Annotated in this window: 11 protein-coding genes and 1 pseudogene; 10 read left to right on the top strand and 2 right to left on the bottom strand. The window is 43.0% G+C overall.

Annotation, left to right across the window (positions count from 1 at the left end; translation table 11 throughout):
- Positions 1–21 precede the first annotated feature (21 nt).
- From C8268_RS17740 to C8268_RS17705, 8 genes are all read left to right on the top strand, one after another.
- A complete protein-coding gene (locus tag C8268_RS17740) occupies positions 22–1,326 on the top strand; it encodes a sugar ABC transporter substrate-binding protein (RefSeq protein WP_106768895.1) in 1,305 nt (434 codons plus the stop codon).
- Between the two features lie 92 nt (positions 1,327–1,418).
- Positions 1,419–2,732, top strand: a complete 1,314-nt coding sequence (locus tag C8268_RS17735; protein WP_106768894.1) for a sugar ABC transporter permease — start codon at positions 1,419–1,421, stop codon at positions 2,730–2,732.
- On the top strand, positions 2,732–3,574 hold the full coding sequence (locus tag C8268_RS17730) for a sugar ABC transporter permease (protein ID WP_106768893.1): 843 nt from the start codon (positions 2,732–2,734) through the stop codon (positions 3,572–3,574). Before C8268_RS17735 ends, C8268_RS17730 begins: the two co-directional genes overlap by 1 nt.
- Positions 3,575–3,681: 107 nt before the next feature.
- A complete protein-coding gene (locus tag C8268_RS17725) occupies positions 3,682–5,721 on the top strand; it encodes a methyl-accepting chemotaxis protein (protein ID WP_106768892.1) in 2,040 nt (679 codons plus the stop codon).
- A 111-nt stretch (positions 5,722–5,832) separates the two neighbouring features.
- On the top strand, positions 5,833–10,611 hold the full coding sequence (locus tag C8268_RS17720; protein ID WP_106768891.1) for an endo-alpha-N-acetylgalactosaminidase family protein: 4,779 nt from the start codon (positions 5,833–5,835) through the stop codon (positions 10,609–10,611).
- Positions 10,612–11,078: 467 nt separating this feature from the next.
- Positions 11,079–12,275: a deaminase domain-containing protein gene (locus tag C8268_RS17715; protein WP_106768890.1), complete on the top strand. Its 1,197-nt coding sequence runs from the start codon at positions 11,079–11,081 to the stop codon at positions 12,273–12,275.
- A gap of 11 nt (positions 12,276–12,286) precedes the next feature.
- Positions 12,287–12,694, top strand: a complete 408-nt coding sequence (locus C8268_RS17710; protein WP_106768889.1) for a hypothetical protein — start codon at positions 12,287–12,289, stop codon at positions 12,692–12,694.
- 1,063 nt (positions 12,695–13,757) lie between these two features.
- Positions 13,758–16,538: an AAA domain-containing protein gene (locus C8268_RS17705; protein WP_106768888.1), complete on the top strand. Its 2,781-nt coding sequence runs from the start codon at positions 13,758–13,760 to the stop codon at positions 16,536–16,538.
- Between the two features lie 74 nt (positions 16,539–16,612).
- Here C8268_RS17705 and C8268_RS17700 read toward each other — a convergent pair.
- A pseudogene (locus C8268_RS17700) lies at positions 16,613–17,075 on the bottom strand (type II toxin-antitoxin system death-on-curing family toxin).
- Positions 17,076–17,620: 545 nt separating this feature from the next.
- Between C8268_RS17700 and C8268_RS17690 the strand changes: the two are divergent.
- Positions 17,621–18,067: an Hsp20/alpha crystallin family protein gene (locus C8268_RS17690; RefSeq protein WP_106768887.1), complete on the top strand. Its 447-nt coding sequence runs from the start codon at positions 17,621–17,623 to the stop codon at positions 18,065–18,067.
- Positions 18,068–18,196: 129 nt separating this feature from the next.
- Here C8268_RS17690 and C8268_RS17685 read toward each other — a convergent pair whose 3' ends face one another.
- Positions 18,197–18,778, bottom strand: coding sequence for an LOG family protein (locus tag C8268_RS17685; RefSeq protein WP_106768886.1), 582 nt, complete (start codon positions 18,776–18,778; stop codon positions 18,197–18,199).
- Between the two features lie 102 nt (positions 18,779–18,880).
- Here C8268_RS17685 and C8268_RS17680 point away from each other — a divergent pair, with 102 nt between their 5' ends.
- Positions 18,881–20,020, top strand: coding sequence for a serine hydrolase domain-containing protein (locus C8268_RS17680; protein WP_106768885.1), 1,140 nt, complete (start codon positions 18,881–18,883; stop codon positions 20,018–20,020).
- Positions 20,021–20,395: the final 375 nt, after the last annotated feature.

Genomic DNA, 20,395 nt, shown 5'->3' with positions numbered 1-20,395 from the left:
ATTGAGAGGGGTAATCTTGTGATGAAGATGAAGAAGTTACTTACGCTGGCTGCAACCTTTACGTTGTCCATAGCTATTACAGCGTGCGGAGGAGGAAAAACAGCAGCTCCAGAAACAGAGGCGCCTGCTGAGACGCCGTCAGCTACGGAAACACCTGCTGAAAATACAGAACTTAAGCCAGAAGAAGGTGCGAAGCTGGTTGTATGGGAAAGTAGAGACGAGAGAGCCTATACGGATGAAATCGCCAAAGAATTCACTGAGAAGTACGGTGTAGAAGTAACGGTTGAGGAAGTGAACCCAACAGACCAGGCAACCAAGCTTGCTCAAGATGGACCATCCGGCTTGGGGGCTGACGTTGTGCTGTTCCCGCACGACCACCTGGGGAAAGTAGTAACGACAAACCTGGTGCTGCCAAACGATTTTTATGAAGAGAAAACCAAAAGCAGCAACAGTGAAACTGCCATCCAAGGTGTAAGCTATGACGGTGTTCTATATGGATATCCGCGTGCAGCAGAAACTTATTTGTTGTACTACAACAAGGATTTGGTGAAGGAAGCTCCAAAAACGATGGAAGAAGTCATTGAATTCAGCAAAACTTTCACGGACAAAAACAAAAATAAATACGGTTTCATGTTCGAAACAGGTAACCTGTATTTCGCATATCCATTCCTTGCTACTAACGGGGGATATATCTTCGGTGAGAACGGAACTGATGTGAACGATATCGGGCTGAACAACGAAGGTGCTGTCAAGAGTATGGAAGTATTCGCTCAGTTAAAAGAAATTCTACCGGTTAAATCAGGGGACATTACTCCTGACATCAAGCGCGGTCTGTTCACTTCCGGTGACCTTGCCATGGACATTAACGGACCATGGGAATTGGAAGGATATAAAGAAGCGCTCGGCGACAAACTTGGCGTTGCTCCAATTCCAACCATTAACGGCCAGCCGGCAAAATCGCTTTCCGGTATTAAAGCTTGGTATGTAAGCACGTACAGTAAATATCCGCAAGCCGCTCGCCTGTTTGCAGATTTTGCAACGACCAAGGAAGCGCAGCTGAAGCTGAGCGAATTGGTAGGATCGGTTCCAACCAACCTTGAAGCTCAAGAAGATGAGCAAATCAAGAACGATGAGTATATCTCCGTATTTACAGAGCAGTTCAATAACTCCGAGCCAATGCCTTCTGTTCCGGAAATGGCGAATGTGTGGTCTCCTGTAGGGGCGGCGCTGGTTGAAATTTGGGATAACAATAAAGAAGTTAAAGAGACGCTTGATAAAGCTGTTGCCCAAGTTAAAGAGCTGAATGCTTCCGGGGCTGCACAATAAAGACTTTTCTAGTATGAAAATGATATAGAAGTTCCCCCGCCGATCATCGGCGGGTGATTCCTCAGTTTTAGAAAGAGGGGAATGGAGGGAGCATGGGCCAACATCGTAAGATAGCCGCTTTATTGTCAGCCGTTTGCATGGGGTTAGGACAGCTTTATAATCGTCAATGGATTAAAGGCGTTCTTTTGCTTATCGTAGGTGTATTCAGTTTATATTTCTTTATCAATAACCTGGGTGACGCCCTATGGGGAATGATCACACTGGGTGATCAAGGAAGTCGCTTGGAGAAAGTAAACGGGTTAACCCAAATGGTACCGGGTGATCATTCCATCAATCTACTGATTGAAGGTCTTATCACCGTGATCATGCTTATTATTTTTCTTATTGCATACTATGCCAATATCAGAAATGCCTATAATACTGGAAAACAAAGGGAAATGGGTGAAAAGCCCAACAATTTCAGACAAACCCTTAACTATATTTTTGAGATCAAATTTGCTCAATCTTTTTTGACCTTACCTGCCATCGGTATTTTGTTCTTCACCGTCATGCCGATTATTTTCATGGTCATGCTGGCATTTACGAACTATTCTGCGCCCGATCATATTCCGGATGCCAATCTGGTGGATTGGGTAGGGTTTCAAACATTTGAAAATCTGATCTCCTTGAAAAGCTGGAGCCATACGTTCTTTGGCGTATTAACCTGGACGATCATCTGGGCGGTTCTAGCAACGGTTACGACGTATTTTGGCGGAGTGCTGGTTGCGCTGCTAATTCAGCAAAAAGGCATTCGCTTTAAAGGTGTTTGGCGCGTTATTTTGATCATTCCATATGCGATTCCGCAGCTGATTTCGCTCCTGGTTATGCGCAACATGTTTAACGGCCAGTTCGGTCCGATCAACCAATATTTAAGATTTTTCGGACTGGATGGGCTGCCATGGTTGACTGATCCGATGTGGGCAAAAGTCACGGTTATTATCGTTAACATGTGGATAGGTATCCCTGTATCCATGCTTTTGGTAATGAGTGTGCTGACTACGATTCCGAAGGATCTTTATGAAGCCGCCGAAGTGGACGGCGCTACCGCTTTCCAGAAGTTTAGAATCATTACTTTGCCGATGATTTTGTTCTCTACCGCGCCGGTACTGATTGCGCAATTCGCGGGTAATATTAACAACTTCAACTTGATCTTCCTCCTGACCAACGGTAACCCGGTTGTGGGTGATTATCAATACGCGGGAGCGACGGACCTGCTGGTAACCTGGCTCTACAAACTGACACTGGATCAGCAGCGTTATAACATGGCATCGGCGATCGGTATTATTATCTTTATGATCATTGCCAGCTTCTCGATTTACAACTATCGTCGAACCAAATCTTTTAAAGAGGAGGATATGATCCAATAATGGGACTTAAAATGAAAAATGCGATTCGCCTGACGGCAAGTTATATTACGCTTGTCATCATCGCGATCGGTTGTATATACCCGGCGCTCTGGATTATTCTGTCCTCTTTCCGTCCCGGAAAGTCGCTTTACAGTAAAACGTTTATCCCAGAATCATTTACACTTGATCACTACAAGGAGTTGTTTACATCCGATACCTTCCTGTTTGGTACATGGTACATGAACACACTGAAAATTGCAGTGTTCACCATGATTATCGGAACGATTCTGGTCTTACTGACAAGTTATGCGGTATCTCGATTCCGGTTTAAGGGACGTCAAAATGCACTGTCGGTTATTCTCGTTCTGGGGATGTTCCCTGGTTTTATGAGTATGATCGCTATCTACATTTTGCTGAATTCCCTGGATCTTTTGAACACACACTTGGCGATGATTATCGTATATGCAGCAGGGGCTCCGCTTGGTGGTACCTTGATTATGAAGGGCTTCCTGGATACGATTCCGCGCAGTCTGGATGAAGCAGCGAAGATCGATGGAGCGACCAACTTCCAGATCTTCCGCAAAATTATTTTGCCACTGTCCAAACCGATGATTACGTATATGGCGCTGACCTTGTTTGTCGGTCCATGGGTAGACTTTATTTTTGCCAGACTTGTACTTCGGACAAAAGAGAACTGGACACTGGCTGTCGGCTTGTGGGATTTGGTCAACTCAACACAGGACAGTAACTTTACATTGTTTGCTGCCGCATCGGTATTGATCGCAGTACCGATCACGATTCTGTTTGTCTTCTTGCAGCGTTTGCTGGTAGAGGGTATGACGGCTGGCGCAAGTAAAGGTTAAAAAATTAAATATTACTATAAAAAGGATAAGGGTTTTGTACATCTAGAGGTACGGCACTGAATCAATGGCTGCTGTGCCTCTTCATGTTTTTATAAGGGGGCAGGAATATGAAGGTAGCGAGACGATTTCAATTTGGATCGGTCGGTATGAAACTGTTTATTATTTTTTTCTCGGCGATATTGCTGCTTTCGGCCATGCTTGGGCTTATTTCTTATCAGGTATCCAAAGACACGGTTATGGATCAGGTAACCGAGGCAACCTCAGGTCAGATTGCACAGGCGGTGGACAAGCTTGACTTTTTATTTTCCCAATATGAGGGGGTGTCCAAACAGCTCGCGGTGGATACGGGGCTTCGAAGTGATTTGGTGAGCGTTACTACACCGGGGATCGGGGTCGTTGAAAAAACAAAATCCGAAGAACGTATTAGGGAGAGGCTTAACGGTATTGTCCAAGCGGATAGCCGGCTGCAAGGGGTGAGGCTTGTCTCTATGGATCTGGTACCGTCAGCTTCTTACAGCTCCATGGGGTCATCGGCCGTTTCTTCAGCGGATATGGTTAAAGAAAAGATCGATCAAATTATAAAAGCAGACGGACAAACGGTATGGTTCCCCACGGATACGAAGGGGTTCATGGGAAATGAATCGACAGCTGTCATCACGCTGGGCAGGCTGCTTAAAAACTTGCAAAACCCGAAAGCTCAGTATGTTTTGTTGATCGATGTAAAGGAGAAGGCAGTAGGTGAGATTTTATCCAATTTGAAAATCGGACGCCACGGACAAATGCGGTTAATGACGGCTGACAATCAGGTGATCCATGATCCGGATGGGAATCTATTGATGAAGACCTCCCCTATAACTATTCCACTCGAAGCTAAAGAGGATGGGACATATTATACCAATGATGAACAAATGGTTGTGTACAAGCAGATGAAGACAACCGATTGGTATTTGGCAGGTTTTGCACCGACAAGCGATTTCCTGTTGGCCATGAACAAACTGCTGTATGCTACTCTGGGTGTGATCGTGGTTGCGATTATAATCGCTGTGCTGATTGGCTACTACATGATGCGCACTGTGGGAAAGCCGTTAAATGATATGTGCAAGCTGATGGAAGAAGGGGAGAAAGGAAATCTGCAGGTGAGAACAACGTTCAATCGGAGAGATGAGATCGGTCGTCTTGGTGAAAGCTTTAACCAGATGATGATACAAATTTCAAATCTTGCAAAAGAGACTCATACCTCAGCCGAGCAGGTGCTGATGACCGCAGAAGAGCTGACGGAAGTATCGAAGACGACTTCGATTACAGCTGGTGAAATCGCTGCTGCCATGGAGCAAGTAGCGGAGGGAAGCGGCAGGCTCGCGGCTGAAGCTGACCGTGAGAACGACCTGGCTAATCGTATCGGTATGCAGATGAGGAAAGTTGTTGAATGCAACAGGGGGATGGAATCAGCAGCAGATCGGGTGCTTCAGGTAACGGGAAATGGGAATGGGCATATGAATCATCTGGTCGAAAAAACAATGAGGATCAATGAAGTGAATCATGCGATCGTACAAAATGCCGAGATGCTTAAGGACAAGACGTCGTCTATACATAAAATTCTGGAGTTAATGAATGAAGTGGTGAAGCAAACCAACATTTTGTCAGTGAATGCGACTATTGAGGCAGCCAGAGCAGGGACAGCGGGAAAAGGATTTATGGTGGTGGCGGATGAAATCCGAAAATTGGCGGATCGTTCAAAAGAGTCAATTCATACGGTGTCTTCAATTACTCTGGAAATTCATGACGAGGTACAAAAAGCGGTTGAATCGTTGAAGATGGCATCACCTTTATTTGATGAACAGCTTCATTCCGTGCGGGAAGCTCAAGATGTGTTCGGAAACGTTCGTCAACAGATGGATGCTTTTCTTGCAGAGATTGAAGGCTCTACTTCCATGGTAGGTGAGCTGATGAAGGATCAGCTGAAGCTTTCTGATTCGATTCTTTCTACAAGTTCCATCGTTCAGGAAACCAGTGCGGCAACGGAAGAGGTTGCTTCGATGTCCTCCGAGCAGTATCGGGTAAGTGAGAGGCTTGTGGAATTGTCGGCTGCGCTTCAGGAACTGTCCGAGAATCTTCGCGAGTCGCTAAGATTATTCCAAAACGAGTAAAAATAATCAAGGTAATGGTTAAAAAATTACATGGGTTATTATTAACTGCTGTTGTAATATGAGGGAGCTGTAGTACAGAGCATCATATTTCAACAGAAGGGAAGATGTTGTGTGAAAAAATCGCAGCACAAGAAACGCCTCAGTACGATGATTGTTTTCGCAATGGTACTGCAACTGGCACTGCCCAATTTTGGGGTGTATGCACAGGAATCCAATCCACCTCAAATTGAAAGCGTTTTAATCGAGGGGGGGAATTCCTCAGCTTCGGGAGAACTGCCGCCAGAGTCAAAAGTTCTAGAGGAACATGTGGGTGTGGAAGCCGATTCTGAACCAGTCCGGCAAGAGTCGACGACGCCTGATCCGGTAGAATTACCGGAAGAACCAGACGTTCAAGAAGAGAGCGGGAATGCCGATTCTGGCTCAGATCAAACGGAGCAAACGAAGCCTGATCCGACTGAAACGCGAGCAGAACCGGTAACTCAAGAAGAGGGCAGTCATCCGGAATCCGATTCGGATCAAACAGAACAAAAACAGCCTGATCAAGGAGAGCAGCCAACAGAGCCGGTTGATGCGGTTGAGCCGGAAGAAACGGTGGCGGAATTGTATCAAAGAAATTATGATGACGGGAATATTGAAGGCTGGACGGTTGCTACAGGAGCAGCTGAATTTACAGCCGATCAGGGAGCGGTAAAAGCCGTAACGAACGGTGCGGCTATTCTCGCTGATGTAAATTCGCCAGCATTCGAAAATGGTGAATACCAGGTTAAGCTGAAATTTGCCGAGAAGCCTGCGCGGTTCGGTCTTGTTGTTCGTTTTGCCGATGCCCAGAACTATTCCGTGATTCAATATGACACCAACGGCTGGGGATTCGATTACTTGGTTGACGGTGAAGAGAAATACGGGAATATCACCTCGTCTAATAGCGTAGCTTTTGAAGCGGGTAAAGAGTACATTTTTAAGCTACAGTTTATTGATGACCAGTTTAAAATGTGGATCGACGGGGAGCGGATCTTTAGTACAAGCCTGCCTGAAATGCCAAAAGTAGCAGGGAATATCGGTTTAAGAAGCTGGTATGATAGTAAGCAAATCTGGATCGATGACGTTCAATTCAAGAAAATGTCACCTCAAGTCATCGCGCCTGAGCCGGTTCTTCAAACCGATACGATTCAAACCGAGGATCTATTGGTCATCGTGGATCAATCGTTCCCGCGTGTAAAGGAATATGTGTGGAAGCCGGGTACGCCGGAAGAGGCCAAGATGAGCGGTCAGGCGCTCGGCGTGAAGCAAATCTCGATTAACGGCGATGCTTATGTTCCAACGTTGACATCATATACATTTGAGAACAATAAAGCGGTATATAAACTTCATGTCGAGGATGAGAACGAAGGCATTGACGTGAATGTGGAAGTTGAACTTTTTGCAGAAAACAACGTACTCCATCTGAAAATAAATCAAATCGAGCAGCTGGGGGCAACGAGAGTTGCTACAATTGGCTTCCCGAACCATGACCTCGTGACTGTGAAGTCCTCCGAATCGAAAGCCGAACAAGCGGCCGCATGGGTCACTGGCGAGTGGAATCAGGTATATGAAGAGTTCAATAACCTTAAAGAAGGGGCGAAGGATGGCGGCGGTGGACGTACGTATGCATTCGTCAATAATAATAAGCTGGTCGCGACCATCGTCAACAACGTTGTTAATGGCAATGACAAAGTCCGGGTATCGATTGCAACAGGCTCGGATGGTGAAAAGCAGGCGTCGATCTGGAACGGCGAATGGACATATCAAGAAAGTTCCATCGTGAATGCAGAACCGCTGCCATGGGCTAAAATTATCATTACAGGCGATATGAACGGCGATAACACATTGGATTGGCAAGACGGAGCGATTGCATATCGGAATCATGCCGAAGCTCCACAAGGGCATGAAATGATTCGTGACCATATTTCGTACATCAGCATGAATATCGGTTCAACGACGACCATGCCTTTCTTGCGTGCATTTGATAATGCCAAGAAGATGTCGAATTTAACAGACGGATTTGGCCAATTGATTTTATTTAAAGGCTATCAAGGGGAAGGTCACGATGATTCGCATCCGGATTACGGCGGTCATATTGGAATTCGTCAAGGCGGAGTGAAGGACTTTAACTATGTTTTGAGCGAAGGAAAGAAATACAACATTAAAGGCGGCGTACATATTAACGCTACCGAGTATATGAAAGATGCATTTGAGTACAAACATGAGAATATGCTTCAACCTGATCGAAAAGGCTGGGGATGGCTTGACCAATCGTTTTATGTCGATCAGCGTAAAGATATCGAAAGCGGTGAGTTAAAGCGTCGTTTGGATATGTTGAAGCAAGACACAGGAGATAATTTGTCGTTCGTATATGTAGACGTTTATACAGGTGTGGATTGGGAAGCTAAAAAGCTGGCCGAATATATTAACGACAACGGCTGGATGCTCGGGACAGAATTCGCCGGACCATTACATGAGCAAGCTGCGTGGATACACTGGGGTACAGATCCGGGATATCCGAATGAGGGGAATGGAAGCGAGATCATTCGTTTTATTCGTAACGATGCCATGGACGGCTTCCTGGCCCATCCACTGTTAAAAGGAAACCAGCAGGTTGGCGTAGGTTATTGGCAGAATAAACCTGAGCTTTACAGCTACCATCGTTTGACGGAATCGTTCTTCAATCACAATCTGCCGACCAAGTATATGCAATATTTCCCGATAATGAAATGGACGGAAGATCGTATTGATTTTGAAGGCAATGTGTATGTGGAGCGGCGTTCAGACGGTAAAATTTATCTCGTAAAAGACAACTATGAGATCGCTGTCATGACGGATAGCGCTGCGATTACGGACAGCAAAGTGTTCATTCCATGGGACCCTGTAAAAGAGGATAAAGTGTATCACTGGAATCCGGCAGGCGGGGAGTCTACATGGCACGTACCTGAGTCGTGGAGCAATGTTACAACAGCAAAGCTGTATCAACTGACAGATCTGGGGCGTACATTTGTAACTGATGTTCCAATTGAGAACGGACAAGTTACGATTCAAGCCGAGAAAGGTGCAGGATATGTTCTATATAAACAGGATGTTCCAGAACAGCAGGAAATGGAATGGGGCGCTGGAAGTGCGGTAAAAGATCCTGGTTTTGATAGTCAACATTTTAATATTTGGAACAAATCTTCCGCTGCAGGAAGCACCGATCATATTCAGATTGTGAAGAACAACAATGCGGATGATTTGCTGCAAGTGAGCGGTCCGCATGATGCTGTAATCGAGCAAGAGATTACCGGCCTAACCCCTGGTAAAACGTATTCGGCATCGATCTGGGTGAGTATTAATGGTGAGCGCAAGGTGTCGATGAAGGTGGAGCAGGATGGAGCTAACGAAGCTGTAAACTGGATGGAGGATACGAAGCATCCGTTTTATGCGCAGCAGCATAAATATTTGAATACTCCATTTCAACGCTTAGAAGTTACCTTCGATGCGAAGAGTGATACCGCAACGCTATCTTTGCATGTTGAAGAAGGCGATGCTAAGGTTACATTTGACGATGCACGTGTGTGGGAAAACCCTGGAAAGACGGATCAAGGGAATTCCGTATTTTTCGAGGATTTTGAAAATGTGGACGAAGGCTGGGGACCGTTCGTATATTCCAAGCAAGGACCTGTTCGGACACATTTGGTTGAGTCAAACGGAGCTCAATATTTCAGCTATGTAATGGATGGTAAATTCTCATTAAAAACGAACGAAGAATCTCCCGGAGATTGGCTGCGCACCTTGCCGCAAACGCTGCGCCTGGAACCGAACAAACGCTATCGCTTAACGATGGATTACAATGCAGAAGTGGGGGACATGTATACCGTTTCGATGCGCGTCGCTGAAAATGGTCAAGTTAGGGATCTGGCAGCGAAGACCCTTCCTCAAGGAAAAGGAAAGCTTGACCTTGTATTCCAAACCGATCATGCCAAAAATCCTTATCTGGAAATAACGAAGAACTTTACTGATCCAAAAGCGGAATTAACAGGCACTCTGGTCATGGACAATATTCGTATTGATATTGTAGAAGATGACAGTGGCAATGAAGGTAACACTGGCAGCGAGGGTACTACAGGAAATGAAGGCAATAGCGGCAATGGTAACAACAGTAATACAGACAATACCGGCAATACGGGCAGTACAGGCAGCAGTTCCAACTCGGGATCATCAACTTCAGCAACTGCAAAACCTGAAACTAACCCTGTATCGGAGCCAAAAACAGAACCTGAATCTGAATCAAAATCTGAATCGGAAATTAAGCCAGAAGCCAAGCCTGATTCAAAGCCGCAACCCGAGTTTAAAGACGTGAAATCACATTGGGCGAGTGAAGCGATTCAAAAAGCTCAACAGTTAGGCATTGTGAGTGGTTATAAAGACGGCACATTCCGTCCGCAAAAGGAAGTAACACGAGCTGAATTTGCAACGATGCTGGTAAAAGCGCTTGGTTTTGATGCAGGGGAATATTCAGCGTTACAATTCAAGGATACTGACAAAATTCCTGAGTGGGCTAAAGCCAACATCGCTATTCTTATTGAAAAAGGGATTATTAGCGGATATGGGGACAATACATTCCGTGCGGATCAACCGATCAGCCGTACGGAAATGGTGATGATGATCGTCCGTGCTATGGGACTTGATACCGAAGATAAGGAAACAACTTCCTTTAAAGACGATAAACAGATCCCGGCATGGGCGAAAGGGGCAATCGCCGCGGCAGCAGAGAAAGGAATTGTGCAAGGACAAGCAGGGCACAAGTTCGCTCCAGATTCGTCGACCACTAGAGCTGAAGCAGTGAAAGTGATTTTAAATATGCTTGAGGTACTGGAACAATAGATTAAAAGTCGCAGCTCGTTTGCTATATGTGCAAGCGGGAGAAGAAGCAAAAGGCTGTCCATAGTGGCAGGAAATACATTCTAGATGGGGGTGCCCCAAAGTCATTGAAAATGATTTGGGACACCCCCTTTTCTCAAAATGTATACCAAAAAGAAACCGTTCCTTAGTTAATGGAAGCTCCTATCCCCATTTACGAAAGGAACGATTCTTCTTGTTCATTGATACAATTATGGGGATGAAAAAAGACCACGTGAAAAATGGACAGCTCAACCCTAGCTATAACTGAAAATTATATCTATGGACACAGATTGCATCAATGGCCTCTGGACACAAGCTGAAAAAGGAACAATGTACTAGGTATCCGATAACAACGATTGATGAACATGGGATATGAAGGACTTTGGAACCTTTACCATTTACTGATAAATCCATAAAATTAGCTTAGCAAATAATGGAGAGGTTGGTTTATGTCTAGAATTCTTGTTCTTCCCCAGCTGTTGTTCCGTGTGGCGGATGAATTTGAGAAAGCATCCATCCAATTGGGATGGATGGTTAGCTCGTTGGATTCGCAAATCACCACCATGTTGGTATGGGAGGGAACAACCCGGCAGCGGTTTTTTGAGGATTTTCAGAGAGCGAATAAAGAGATGACGTCGACGATTGAACTGATGAATTCCATTAGCGGGGAATTAAAGAACATTGCCGGCAGGTTTTTACTGTTTGACGGAGAGATGCATCCCATCATTCCTGTTAGTTCTAGCGATGAGGAGCCGAAAACATGGCAAGATCATATTGAAGATTTTGGGGAAGGGATAAAAGCTGGAGCGATAAACTTAGGGGAGTCCATCGTTGATACTGGAAAAGCGCTGTTTGAAGATCCGTTAGGAACGTTGGGACAAATGGCTTACAATGCTACAATTGGAACTGTCGAGGAAGTCATCGACACAGGCGTATGGGGAGCGAAAATGATCGTTGATGACAAAACCCGAGAAGAATTTAATGAGAAAATCAATGAATCCGGCGGTACGGCAAACTATTTAGGAGAGCAGGGGGCCATGCTGGCAGGAGGGTACATTCTCGGTAGGGTTGGAGTCAAGAAGAAGGGTGACGGAGATGGGCCTCCTAAGAAGGACGAGGGGGAGGGTGAAAATAGATTACCTAATAGGACAATAGATAGCTTATATAAAAAAAATCAAAATGTTAGAGGTGATATTAACAGAGAAATAGAAAAAGTAAGAAATTCCGAGGAATACAAAAATCTCTCAAAAACACAAAGAGATAAACTTGATAGAAAACTAAGAAAGTTAAGTAGTGGAAATGTCGCGGTGGCAGATGTAAGCATTCCTAGTATTAATAAAGAATTTCAAGCACACAGTCAAATTCATTCCTCTGATAGCGTTGGTAGTAATGTTGGAGATTTTAGTTATTCCAAAGTTGATAAGTCATTGGAAACCTATGTTGATGATGAATTTCCAAGATTCAATGACACGGAGGCAAAGATTCTTGAAGATATTGCTTCTCAAATAAAAGACCCTAATGTTAAAGGGCGAATAGATTTGTTTACAGAACTAGATGCATGTCAAAGTTGTTCAAATCTAATTATGGAATTTAGACGTAAGTTCCCAAATATCCAGTTAAATGTATATTCTAAAAATATGAGATAAGGGCTGATGATATGAACATGGCAAGTTATGAATCAATAAAATCATCTATAGTGTTAGACTTTGAGGAATATATTGAAGAAGAAGGTTTAAATGTAGCGCAGGTTTCAGCAAAAACTTTGGAAGAAGATTGGAGAATAGTAAACGATAGTTTGTTTACTAAAACATTATATTTTGTTTCTATTGCAATAGAGAGTTTGAAATATAAAGAAATTGCTGATTTTATTTATTCAAAACTGGATAGTTATCTGGAAAACACTAAATTTGAAGAGCGTATAGATAAAAATGACATTGAAAAGCTGTTGAAAGACATTCAAATCTGTAAAAAATTAATTAATAATAAAGATGAATACAAAATCAGGGAAACAAGCGATTCTACTAAATCAAGAGTAGAATACATCTTAGGTTTGAAAGTTGATTAATTTTAGTGTTGCATAGGTGGTTGCTACGAACCTAATTATGTAGGGGCTACCCAGTGCCGAATGAACCCATCTTTCAACCAATAACCCATATAACCCGTGTAATACCTGTATTGAGATCTCTCCATTTTGTTTGTACGCGCATCAATGTTTGAATTTTATAACTTAAATAACGCTTTTTTCGTTACACTGAACAGGTCGATTGTGGTTAGATACCACCATAATTGTCCTGTTCTATTTCAACTATTGACAAAACCCGAGAAGAATTTAATGAGAAAATCAATGAATCCGGCGGTATGGCAAATAACATTTCTTCTAATAGCAAATTTCACTTGTTAAAACCTGAGGCTGTTTATAAAATAGGCGTAGGTGGCGGTCATACTGTAAAGGAAATTTTCAACTATTTAATGCTAAAGGAATTCCATATAAAGTGGAGAAGAAGGTTCTTTTTTCATGCCCAAAATCAAAGGAGGGAAAAACGAGTAGCAAGACGTAAATAGGTAGTGGTAAAAGTGTTGGATAAACAGCAATCCAGTATAGGAAGAGGAAACTTCTGTCAGCCGTGAGTTCGTGAGGGAACAAAAGGGCTTTGTTGTCATAAAATCCAAAAAGGATAGAGATGAATAGGTAAGTTCTATTCACCTCTATCCTTTTAATCTAAAACAATAAAACGATAAAATAATTACATTATTTAAATCCACAGATTGATATCTGACTATTAAATAATACAATAGATTTTGTGATATTTCAATGTTATTATTTTATAACCGTTGAATATTAACTTTAAATAAAGTACACTAGCTTTAGTTGTATTGTAATTTATTTGAATGAAAGGGTTTTGCATGGAATAATTTTTTGCTTATGGATAAAGGCTTGGGGCAACGATGATACTCAAGTTTTTTTCAAACTGAATAATAGGTTAACAAATCTGATGACGATTTAAGGAGGAGTATTGTGCGCGTTCAGATCACCTAATTAATTTACAATTTTTTTCAAAGGGCAGGAATACTTTCTGATTTCCTAATAGTACCTTTTTGATTATAAATATATATAAAGAGAGGCAGCTATGAATGAAGAAAAATTTATGATCATCATTAAAGGGCAAGACAGAACCAAAGATGTACTCTCGTATGAGTTTGATCCTCCAGTAGTTAAGATTGTTTATAAAAATTCTCAAACGGAGTATAAGTACCAGCTTAGTGATGTACAAATTCCGAACCCAACCATCTTGGATATAACGGAAGATATGATGGTTTTCCATGGCGACTATCCTTTCAATCATGTTAGGCGGGTGCTGGATTTTGGTCGTAAGATCCGGGTGTGCTTTGAAAATGGGAGTAACCGTACCTATGACAGGGAGCGTGTTCGAATAAAAAGCAGTGGAACCCGTAACGCAGGAGCGCGTCAGGTTCTGGACTACTGGCGTACCCTTTCAAAGCATGTACAAAGCGATGATGAACTAGAGGAGCCGAGTTCTTTTCTAGCAAAGGAGTACGCCAAATTAAAGTTTGTTGATCCTGATAGCGTTTTAAGCCAGTACCTTCTTAAACGTCCTATACAGAACGATATTCCGATTACAAGTGTACCGATTTTTCCATTCAGATATAACCTGAGTCAAAAGACAGCACTGGAGCAGGCTTTACAAAGTAGCATAAGTATCATTGAGGGGCCACCTGGCACAGGAAAAACCCAGACTATCTTAAACCTACTTGCTAACTTGACGGTGATGCAGCAGAAAAAGGTGGCCGTTGTCTCTGGGAATAATGCCGCGGTGCTCAATGTACAGGAGAAGCTGGAACGTGAAGGATATCATTTTTTTGTTGCTAGTTTGGGGAGACAAGAGAACAAGAAACGATTTTTTGACAATCTACCGGAATGGGATGTATCGGAATGGTCAAGCGATGTGGAGGAGGAAAAACTAAACGCCATAATTCAGGAGTTGGATCGTCGCATTCACCGCCTAATGGAGTTAGATCGGGAGAAGGCACTGTTGAAACAGAAATTGTCGGCTTACCTACTCGAACAGGAGCATTTTGAACATTACTATGCAAGACAAGATGTCCAATCTATCGAGAAACTGTCATTTTACAGGCAGACACCGGAGCGGATGTTAGAGTTTATGAAGGACAGCTTTCTGGCTGTAGAGCTGAAAAAGGAGAATAAGCTTCTTTATAAATTTAAGTTATTTTTTAAGCATGGCTTCACGGATTTCAAGCTTTTGAAAGAACAGGAACTTGATGTGATTCTGAATGTACAGCGTAAATTTTATGTTTTGAGGATTGATGAGCTGTCACGTCGTATAGTCGAATTAGAGACAGAATTGGAGTCCCAGAACTATCAGGCCTTGATGGATCAGCACCAGCAGTACTCGACTATACTTTTTCGTCACAAGTTATACGAGAAGTACCATAACCGAAAGGTTGTGGTCTGTGATGAGAAGACATACACTCGAACCACCAACTTTAAAGCTTTTATTGATCACTATCCGATCATACTAAGCACGACTTATTCTTTGCGGAACTGTGTTCCGGCTAACTACAGGTTCGATTATTGCATTATTGATGAGTCCTCTCAAGTGGATTTGCTGACAGGAGCACTTGCTTTGTCCTGCTGTAAGCAGGCCATCATCGTTGGCGATACTAAGCAGCTTCCGCAAATAGTTGGTATGGACATTAAACAGAAGATTCAACATGAAATTCCACTCGACATAGATGGAGCTTACAGTTACTTTGAACATAATCTGCTATCTTCGATGCTGGCTTTGTATGGGGATACCATTCCGAAAGTGATGTTACGAGAGCATTATCGCTGCCACCCGCAAATTATTGAGTTCTGCAACAGGAAATATTACAACGGGGAATTGATTGCTTTTACTAATTCGGAGACACCCGAACCCCCTTTATTGATCTACAGAACCTCACCAGGGAATCATATGCGGAAGGTCACCCATGGCAGCAAAGGAAAGTTCAATGCTAGGGAACTGGATGTCATTGAACAGGAGATCTTGCTTGGGCATACCGAAGCTGCTGCTAGTCATGCGGATATCGGATTTGTGACGCCTTACCGTAAACAGGTGGAGAAGGCCAGCCAAAAGTTCGCTCCTGATGTGGAGAGTGATACCATTCATAAATATCAAGGGCGGGAAAAGCCCGTCATGATTATGTCCACAGTATTGGACCAGACAAAGTCGGGGGGCATGGGTATGAAATTTGTGAATGATTCGCGCAAAATTAATGTGGCGGTCTCACGCGCGCAGAAGCAGTTTATTCTGGTAACCGATCAGTCAGCGTTTCGTAAGTATGGAAATGAGGTCGGTGATCTCATGCGGTATATGGAATATAGCACACTTGACAACCATGTGGTGGAGAATGAGATTATTTCTATATTTGATCTGCTGTATAAGGATTATTCGGATAAACTCAAGGATTTTCGCCAGCGTGTACGTTTTTTTAATAAATCTAGACATTATAGTGAGAACATTATGCATGCCTTGCTGGATCAAGTATTGCAAGAGCCGATGTTCGGGGATTTTGAGCTTGGGAATCAGGTTTTGCTGATGAATTTGTTTCCCGACCTTGGTCGGTTAAATGAGGAGGAGCGCCGATTCGTGAAACATCGTTCCTCTGTTGATTTTGTGATTTATCATAAGTTGGACAAGTTGCCTGCGCTGGCGATCGAGGTGGATGGCTTCGCTTTCCATGAGAACAATCCTAAACAACTGGAGCGAGATCGGAAGAAAGAACAAATTTTTAAAAAGTTCGGTCTGACATTAGAAAGATTTCCCACGACTGGAAGCGGGGAAGAGCAGCGGATCAGAGAACTGCTTAGCTCGGTTTTAAATAAGTAAATCTGAACTCTGAAAAGAATACGGATTGTACAACCGTAAAGATAAATGTTGTGTTTAAGAAGATAAGGTTGTAATCAATACAGATTTGATAGGTACTTCGACAATATCCAGATACCCGACCATATGAGGCTGGGTGTCTGGATATTATTATAGAAGGAATGTTCTTTAATAACTTTGGCAAGTTCTTCAAATGAATATTTGTGATTAACCATATCAACGGTAAAATCTTCTGCAGCTTTTTGGTTCATTTCAAAAACATATCCGTTCAATGATAAGAATATGACTAAAGAAGCAAGAGCTGTTCGTTTATTTGCATTCTGGAATGGATGATTCTTGCCTAATAATTCAAAAAGAGCAGTGGCTTTTCTGAATAGAGGGATATGCTTCTCTTCCAAATGCTGATGAACGAGGACGCAGAATAGCCGACTCCAATAAGCCTTTATCTTTGACACCTATATGCTCATTAGGACTATATTGTTGGATAACAGCAACATTAATAGTAATAACCTCTTCAGCGCTTAAATAACGGACACTCATATTAACGGTCCTTCAACCCTTTAAGCGTCTCATCGTATTGTTCAACCTGTAAGAAGGTCATTAAGAAATCGGAGTCAATTTCTTTAGGTAGCTCAACCTTATTTGCTTTACGAATTATGATCGTCTATCCGATTCGTTTACATTGATATGAACAGTATCACCAAGTTCAAGACCGATTTGTTTCAATGCTTCGGTCGTTATAATTCCTAGACTGTTACCGAACTTAGTACTTTCCGCTCCTAGACATGATAGTGATGTGATTTATAAGTTCTCCAATGGAAAAAACTTATTAAGCCTGTTGATAGACTGTGAATTTAGTTGTTAAGAGCATAGTTAAGACATGATCACATAGAAGAAATCCAACCCCACAGCTTAAAAGTCAAAAAAGGTCAAACTCAAAAATTGATCCCCATAACCTTGATAAAATGGCTGAAAACGCGCGAATTTGGACATTTTTGCTTCAAAAACGCTTTTGGCATTTTGACGATGCAGGCATATAATAAGGTTGTAAGGTCAAACAAGGTCAAAGAAAGGGGAAATGGATGATGTTTGATTTGATTCCTTTTGGAAGACGCAGAGAAGATGCTTTCGGTCAACTGGTCAAGTCATTTAACGATGTGTTTAGCGATGATTGGTTTGCACCTTTTAAGGGCAACGTGATGTCCTTCCATACGGACATTCGTGAGACAGATAAGGCCTATCTGGTCGAGGCAGAACTGCCGGGCTTTCAAAAAGATGACATCGAAATCAGCTATGCTGACCCTTACTTGATGATCAAAGCGACTCGTAAGGAAGATAGTAGCATAGAGGATTCCGACCGTCACATGGTGCGGCAAGAACGCCGATATGGGGAATATATGCGGAAGTTTTATGTTCCGGATATTCAGGATGAACAGATTTCCGCATCACTGAAAGATGGTATTCTGAAGCTTGAAATCCCGAAGAAGCCTAATTCCCGTGTGAAGCGTATCCAAATACGGGATGATATGTAACCTAATGTTCAAAAAGCGCATGTTCTTAATTAAATAGACAATTCCTGCATACAAAATATACTGTATCTTACAAGGCGGGCATCCAGCGGGTGTCCGCTTTTTTATATCAAGGGCTGTCCGTCTGACAGATTAAGTTTGCTCTTTTTTTATATATGTTTTAACCGTTGGTGCTTGGTATGTATAAAATTTTTCAATTAACTTTGCGGGTTCCGTATCAGTAAGGGTCATTGCACGGTACTTTTCCTGTAAAAAACCTTCTTCCGTCATATGATTAAAGTGTGAAATAAGATGGTCATAGTAATGATTAATGTTCAAAAGACCGCAAGGTTTTTGGTGTAGTCCAAGCTGCGCCCAAGTGAAAATTTCAAAAAACTCTTCGAGTGTTCCTGGTCCTCCCGGTAAAGCAATAAATCCATCTGCTAATTGTTCCATCTTTGCTTTTCTTTCGTGCATGGAATTAACAATTATTAACTCAGTTAAGTGAGGATGAGAAATTTCTCGACTTTCTAGCATTTTTGGAATCACTCCAATAACTTCTCCGCCTTCTTCTAAAACGGTGTTTGCTAGAATGCCCATAATTCCAACACTCGCACCACCATAGACAAGTGTAATGCCCCTTCTTGCTAATTCTTGTCCAAGCTGAATGGCAGATTCTCTGTATATTTCTGATGCTCCAATGCTTGAGCCACAAAAAACTGCGATTTTTTCCATAAAATCCCCTCCGTTTTTCCATTTTACACGATTATTAAAACACAAACAAATCAGAAAATAATAGAATAAAGAGGAGACAGATATCATATCGGAGGGATTGGGATGCCGCTTAACAATTTTGAAGACGGTGCTGAAAGACTCGAACTTGAACCGAAATTTGTGAAGGCAGCCTGTCAAGCCATTGATCGGGAAATTGAAGCAGGTACTGCCCCGGGAGCGGTGCTAGCTGTTGTTCATCGCGGTCAGGAATGGATGTATGTAGCGGGTTACGCGCAGCCTGAACATCGGGTGGTGGTGCAAAAGGATACGTTGTATGATTGTGCATCGCTAACCAAAGTAGTTGCTACATTGCCGCTTGTTCTCAGCCTGATTGACGAAGGGATTCTGGAACTTGGAACTGCAATATCAACATGGCTGCCTGAATTTGGAGCAGCGGGGAAGGAAAAGGTGACGGTTGGACAGCTGCTCACGCATACGTCTGGTTTGCAGGCGGATATGAAACTTCATACGCATGGCTGGAGTAAAGAGCAGATGTGGAAGGCTATAAATCAGGCGGTACTTCAAAGGGAGCCGCAAACAGCTGTTATATACAGTGATCTGGGCTATTTGGTGCTTGGTCGGCTTGTTGAAGAAGTGTCAGGGCTGCCGTTGGATGAAGTAGCCAAACGCCGGATTTTTGAGCCGCTGGGAATGAAAAATGCCGCCTTCTCGCCGATTTCTGATGCTAGAGGACGTTGTGCGGCCACGGAGTATGACGAAGAATTTGGCGGACATTTATGTGGAGTCGTACATGACGAGAAGGCGCGAGCATTTGGCGGGGTTTGCGGGCACGCCGGATTATTTGCAACCGCTGGCGATCTTACACGTTATGCCCGGATGTGGCTGAAGGGCGGGATCGTTCCGGACGATGGCTCAATTCATTCAGGAAGCAGGAAACATCGGCGGGTTTTGTCACGGGCGGCCGTAGAAATGTCTACACAAAGCTATACCTCGGGTATTCCGGAAGCGAACCGGGGCCTCGGATGGGTTCTAAAGGGAGATCGAATGGATGCATCGGGAGATTGGATGAGCGCACGAAGTTATGGACATACGGGATTTACAGGGACCAGTCTATGGATCGACCCTGATCATGATCTTGCTGCTATATTGCTAACGAATCGAGTTTATGGCGGGCGCAGCGGGAGTGTCGCTTCCCTTCGGGTCCGTGTTCACAACGCCTTAACGGCTGCAGTAAAAGCTTAATCTTGACCGGAACGCACTCGCTTCGTATGGAATATCGTCCAAAAACAACGATCTTTTTTGTGAAAATATCTAAAACAGAAGCTGACATAAGATGTATCTTTTGATATAATGATGACGTTACGGGGGAACACGTACGGATTTTATAGATAGATAAAGAGAGAAGACCTTTCATGGATTTGAAGGGTCTTTTCTATATTTTCGATAAAGGTGATCCAAGCTCTAAAAGCATGAGTGTGTGTACACATCCCCAACTCAATGAAGGTTGTGTTTTTTCGAAAGTATGATAATATATAATCAATAATCTTAATATTAAGATATTGTGATTCGGGCTGTTATGCTTATCCTAGTATTGGGTAGTTATCAATAGGTAAGGAG

The organism is Paenibacillus faecalis, from assembly GCF_900289175.1.
GTDB lineage: Bacteria > Bacillota > Bacilli > Paenibacillales > Paenibacillaceae > Paenibacillus_AQ > Paenibacillus_AQ faecalis.
The sequence above is the reverse complement of the archived record's forward strand: the minus strand, read 5'-3'. Positions and strand labels throughout refer to the sequence as shown.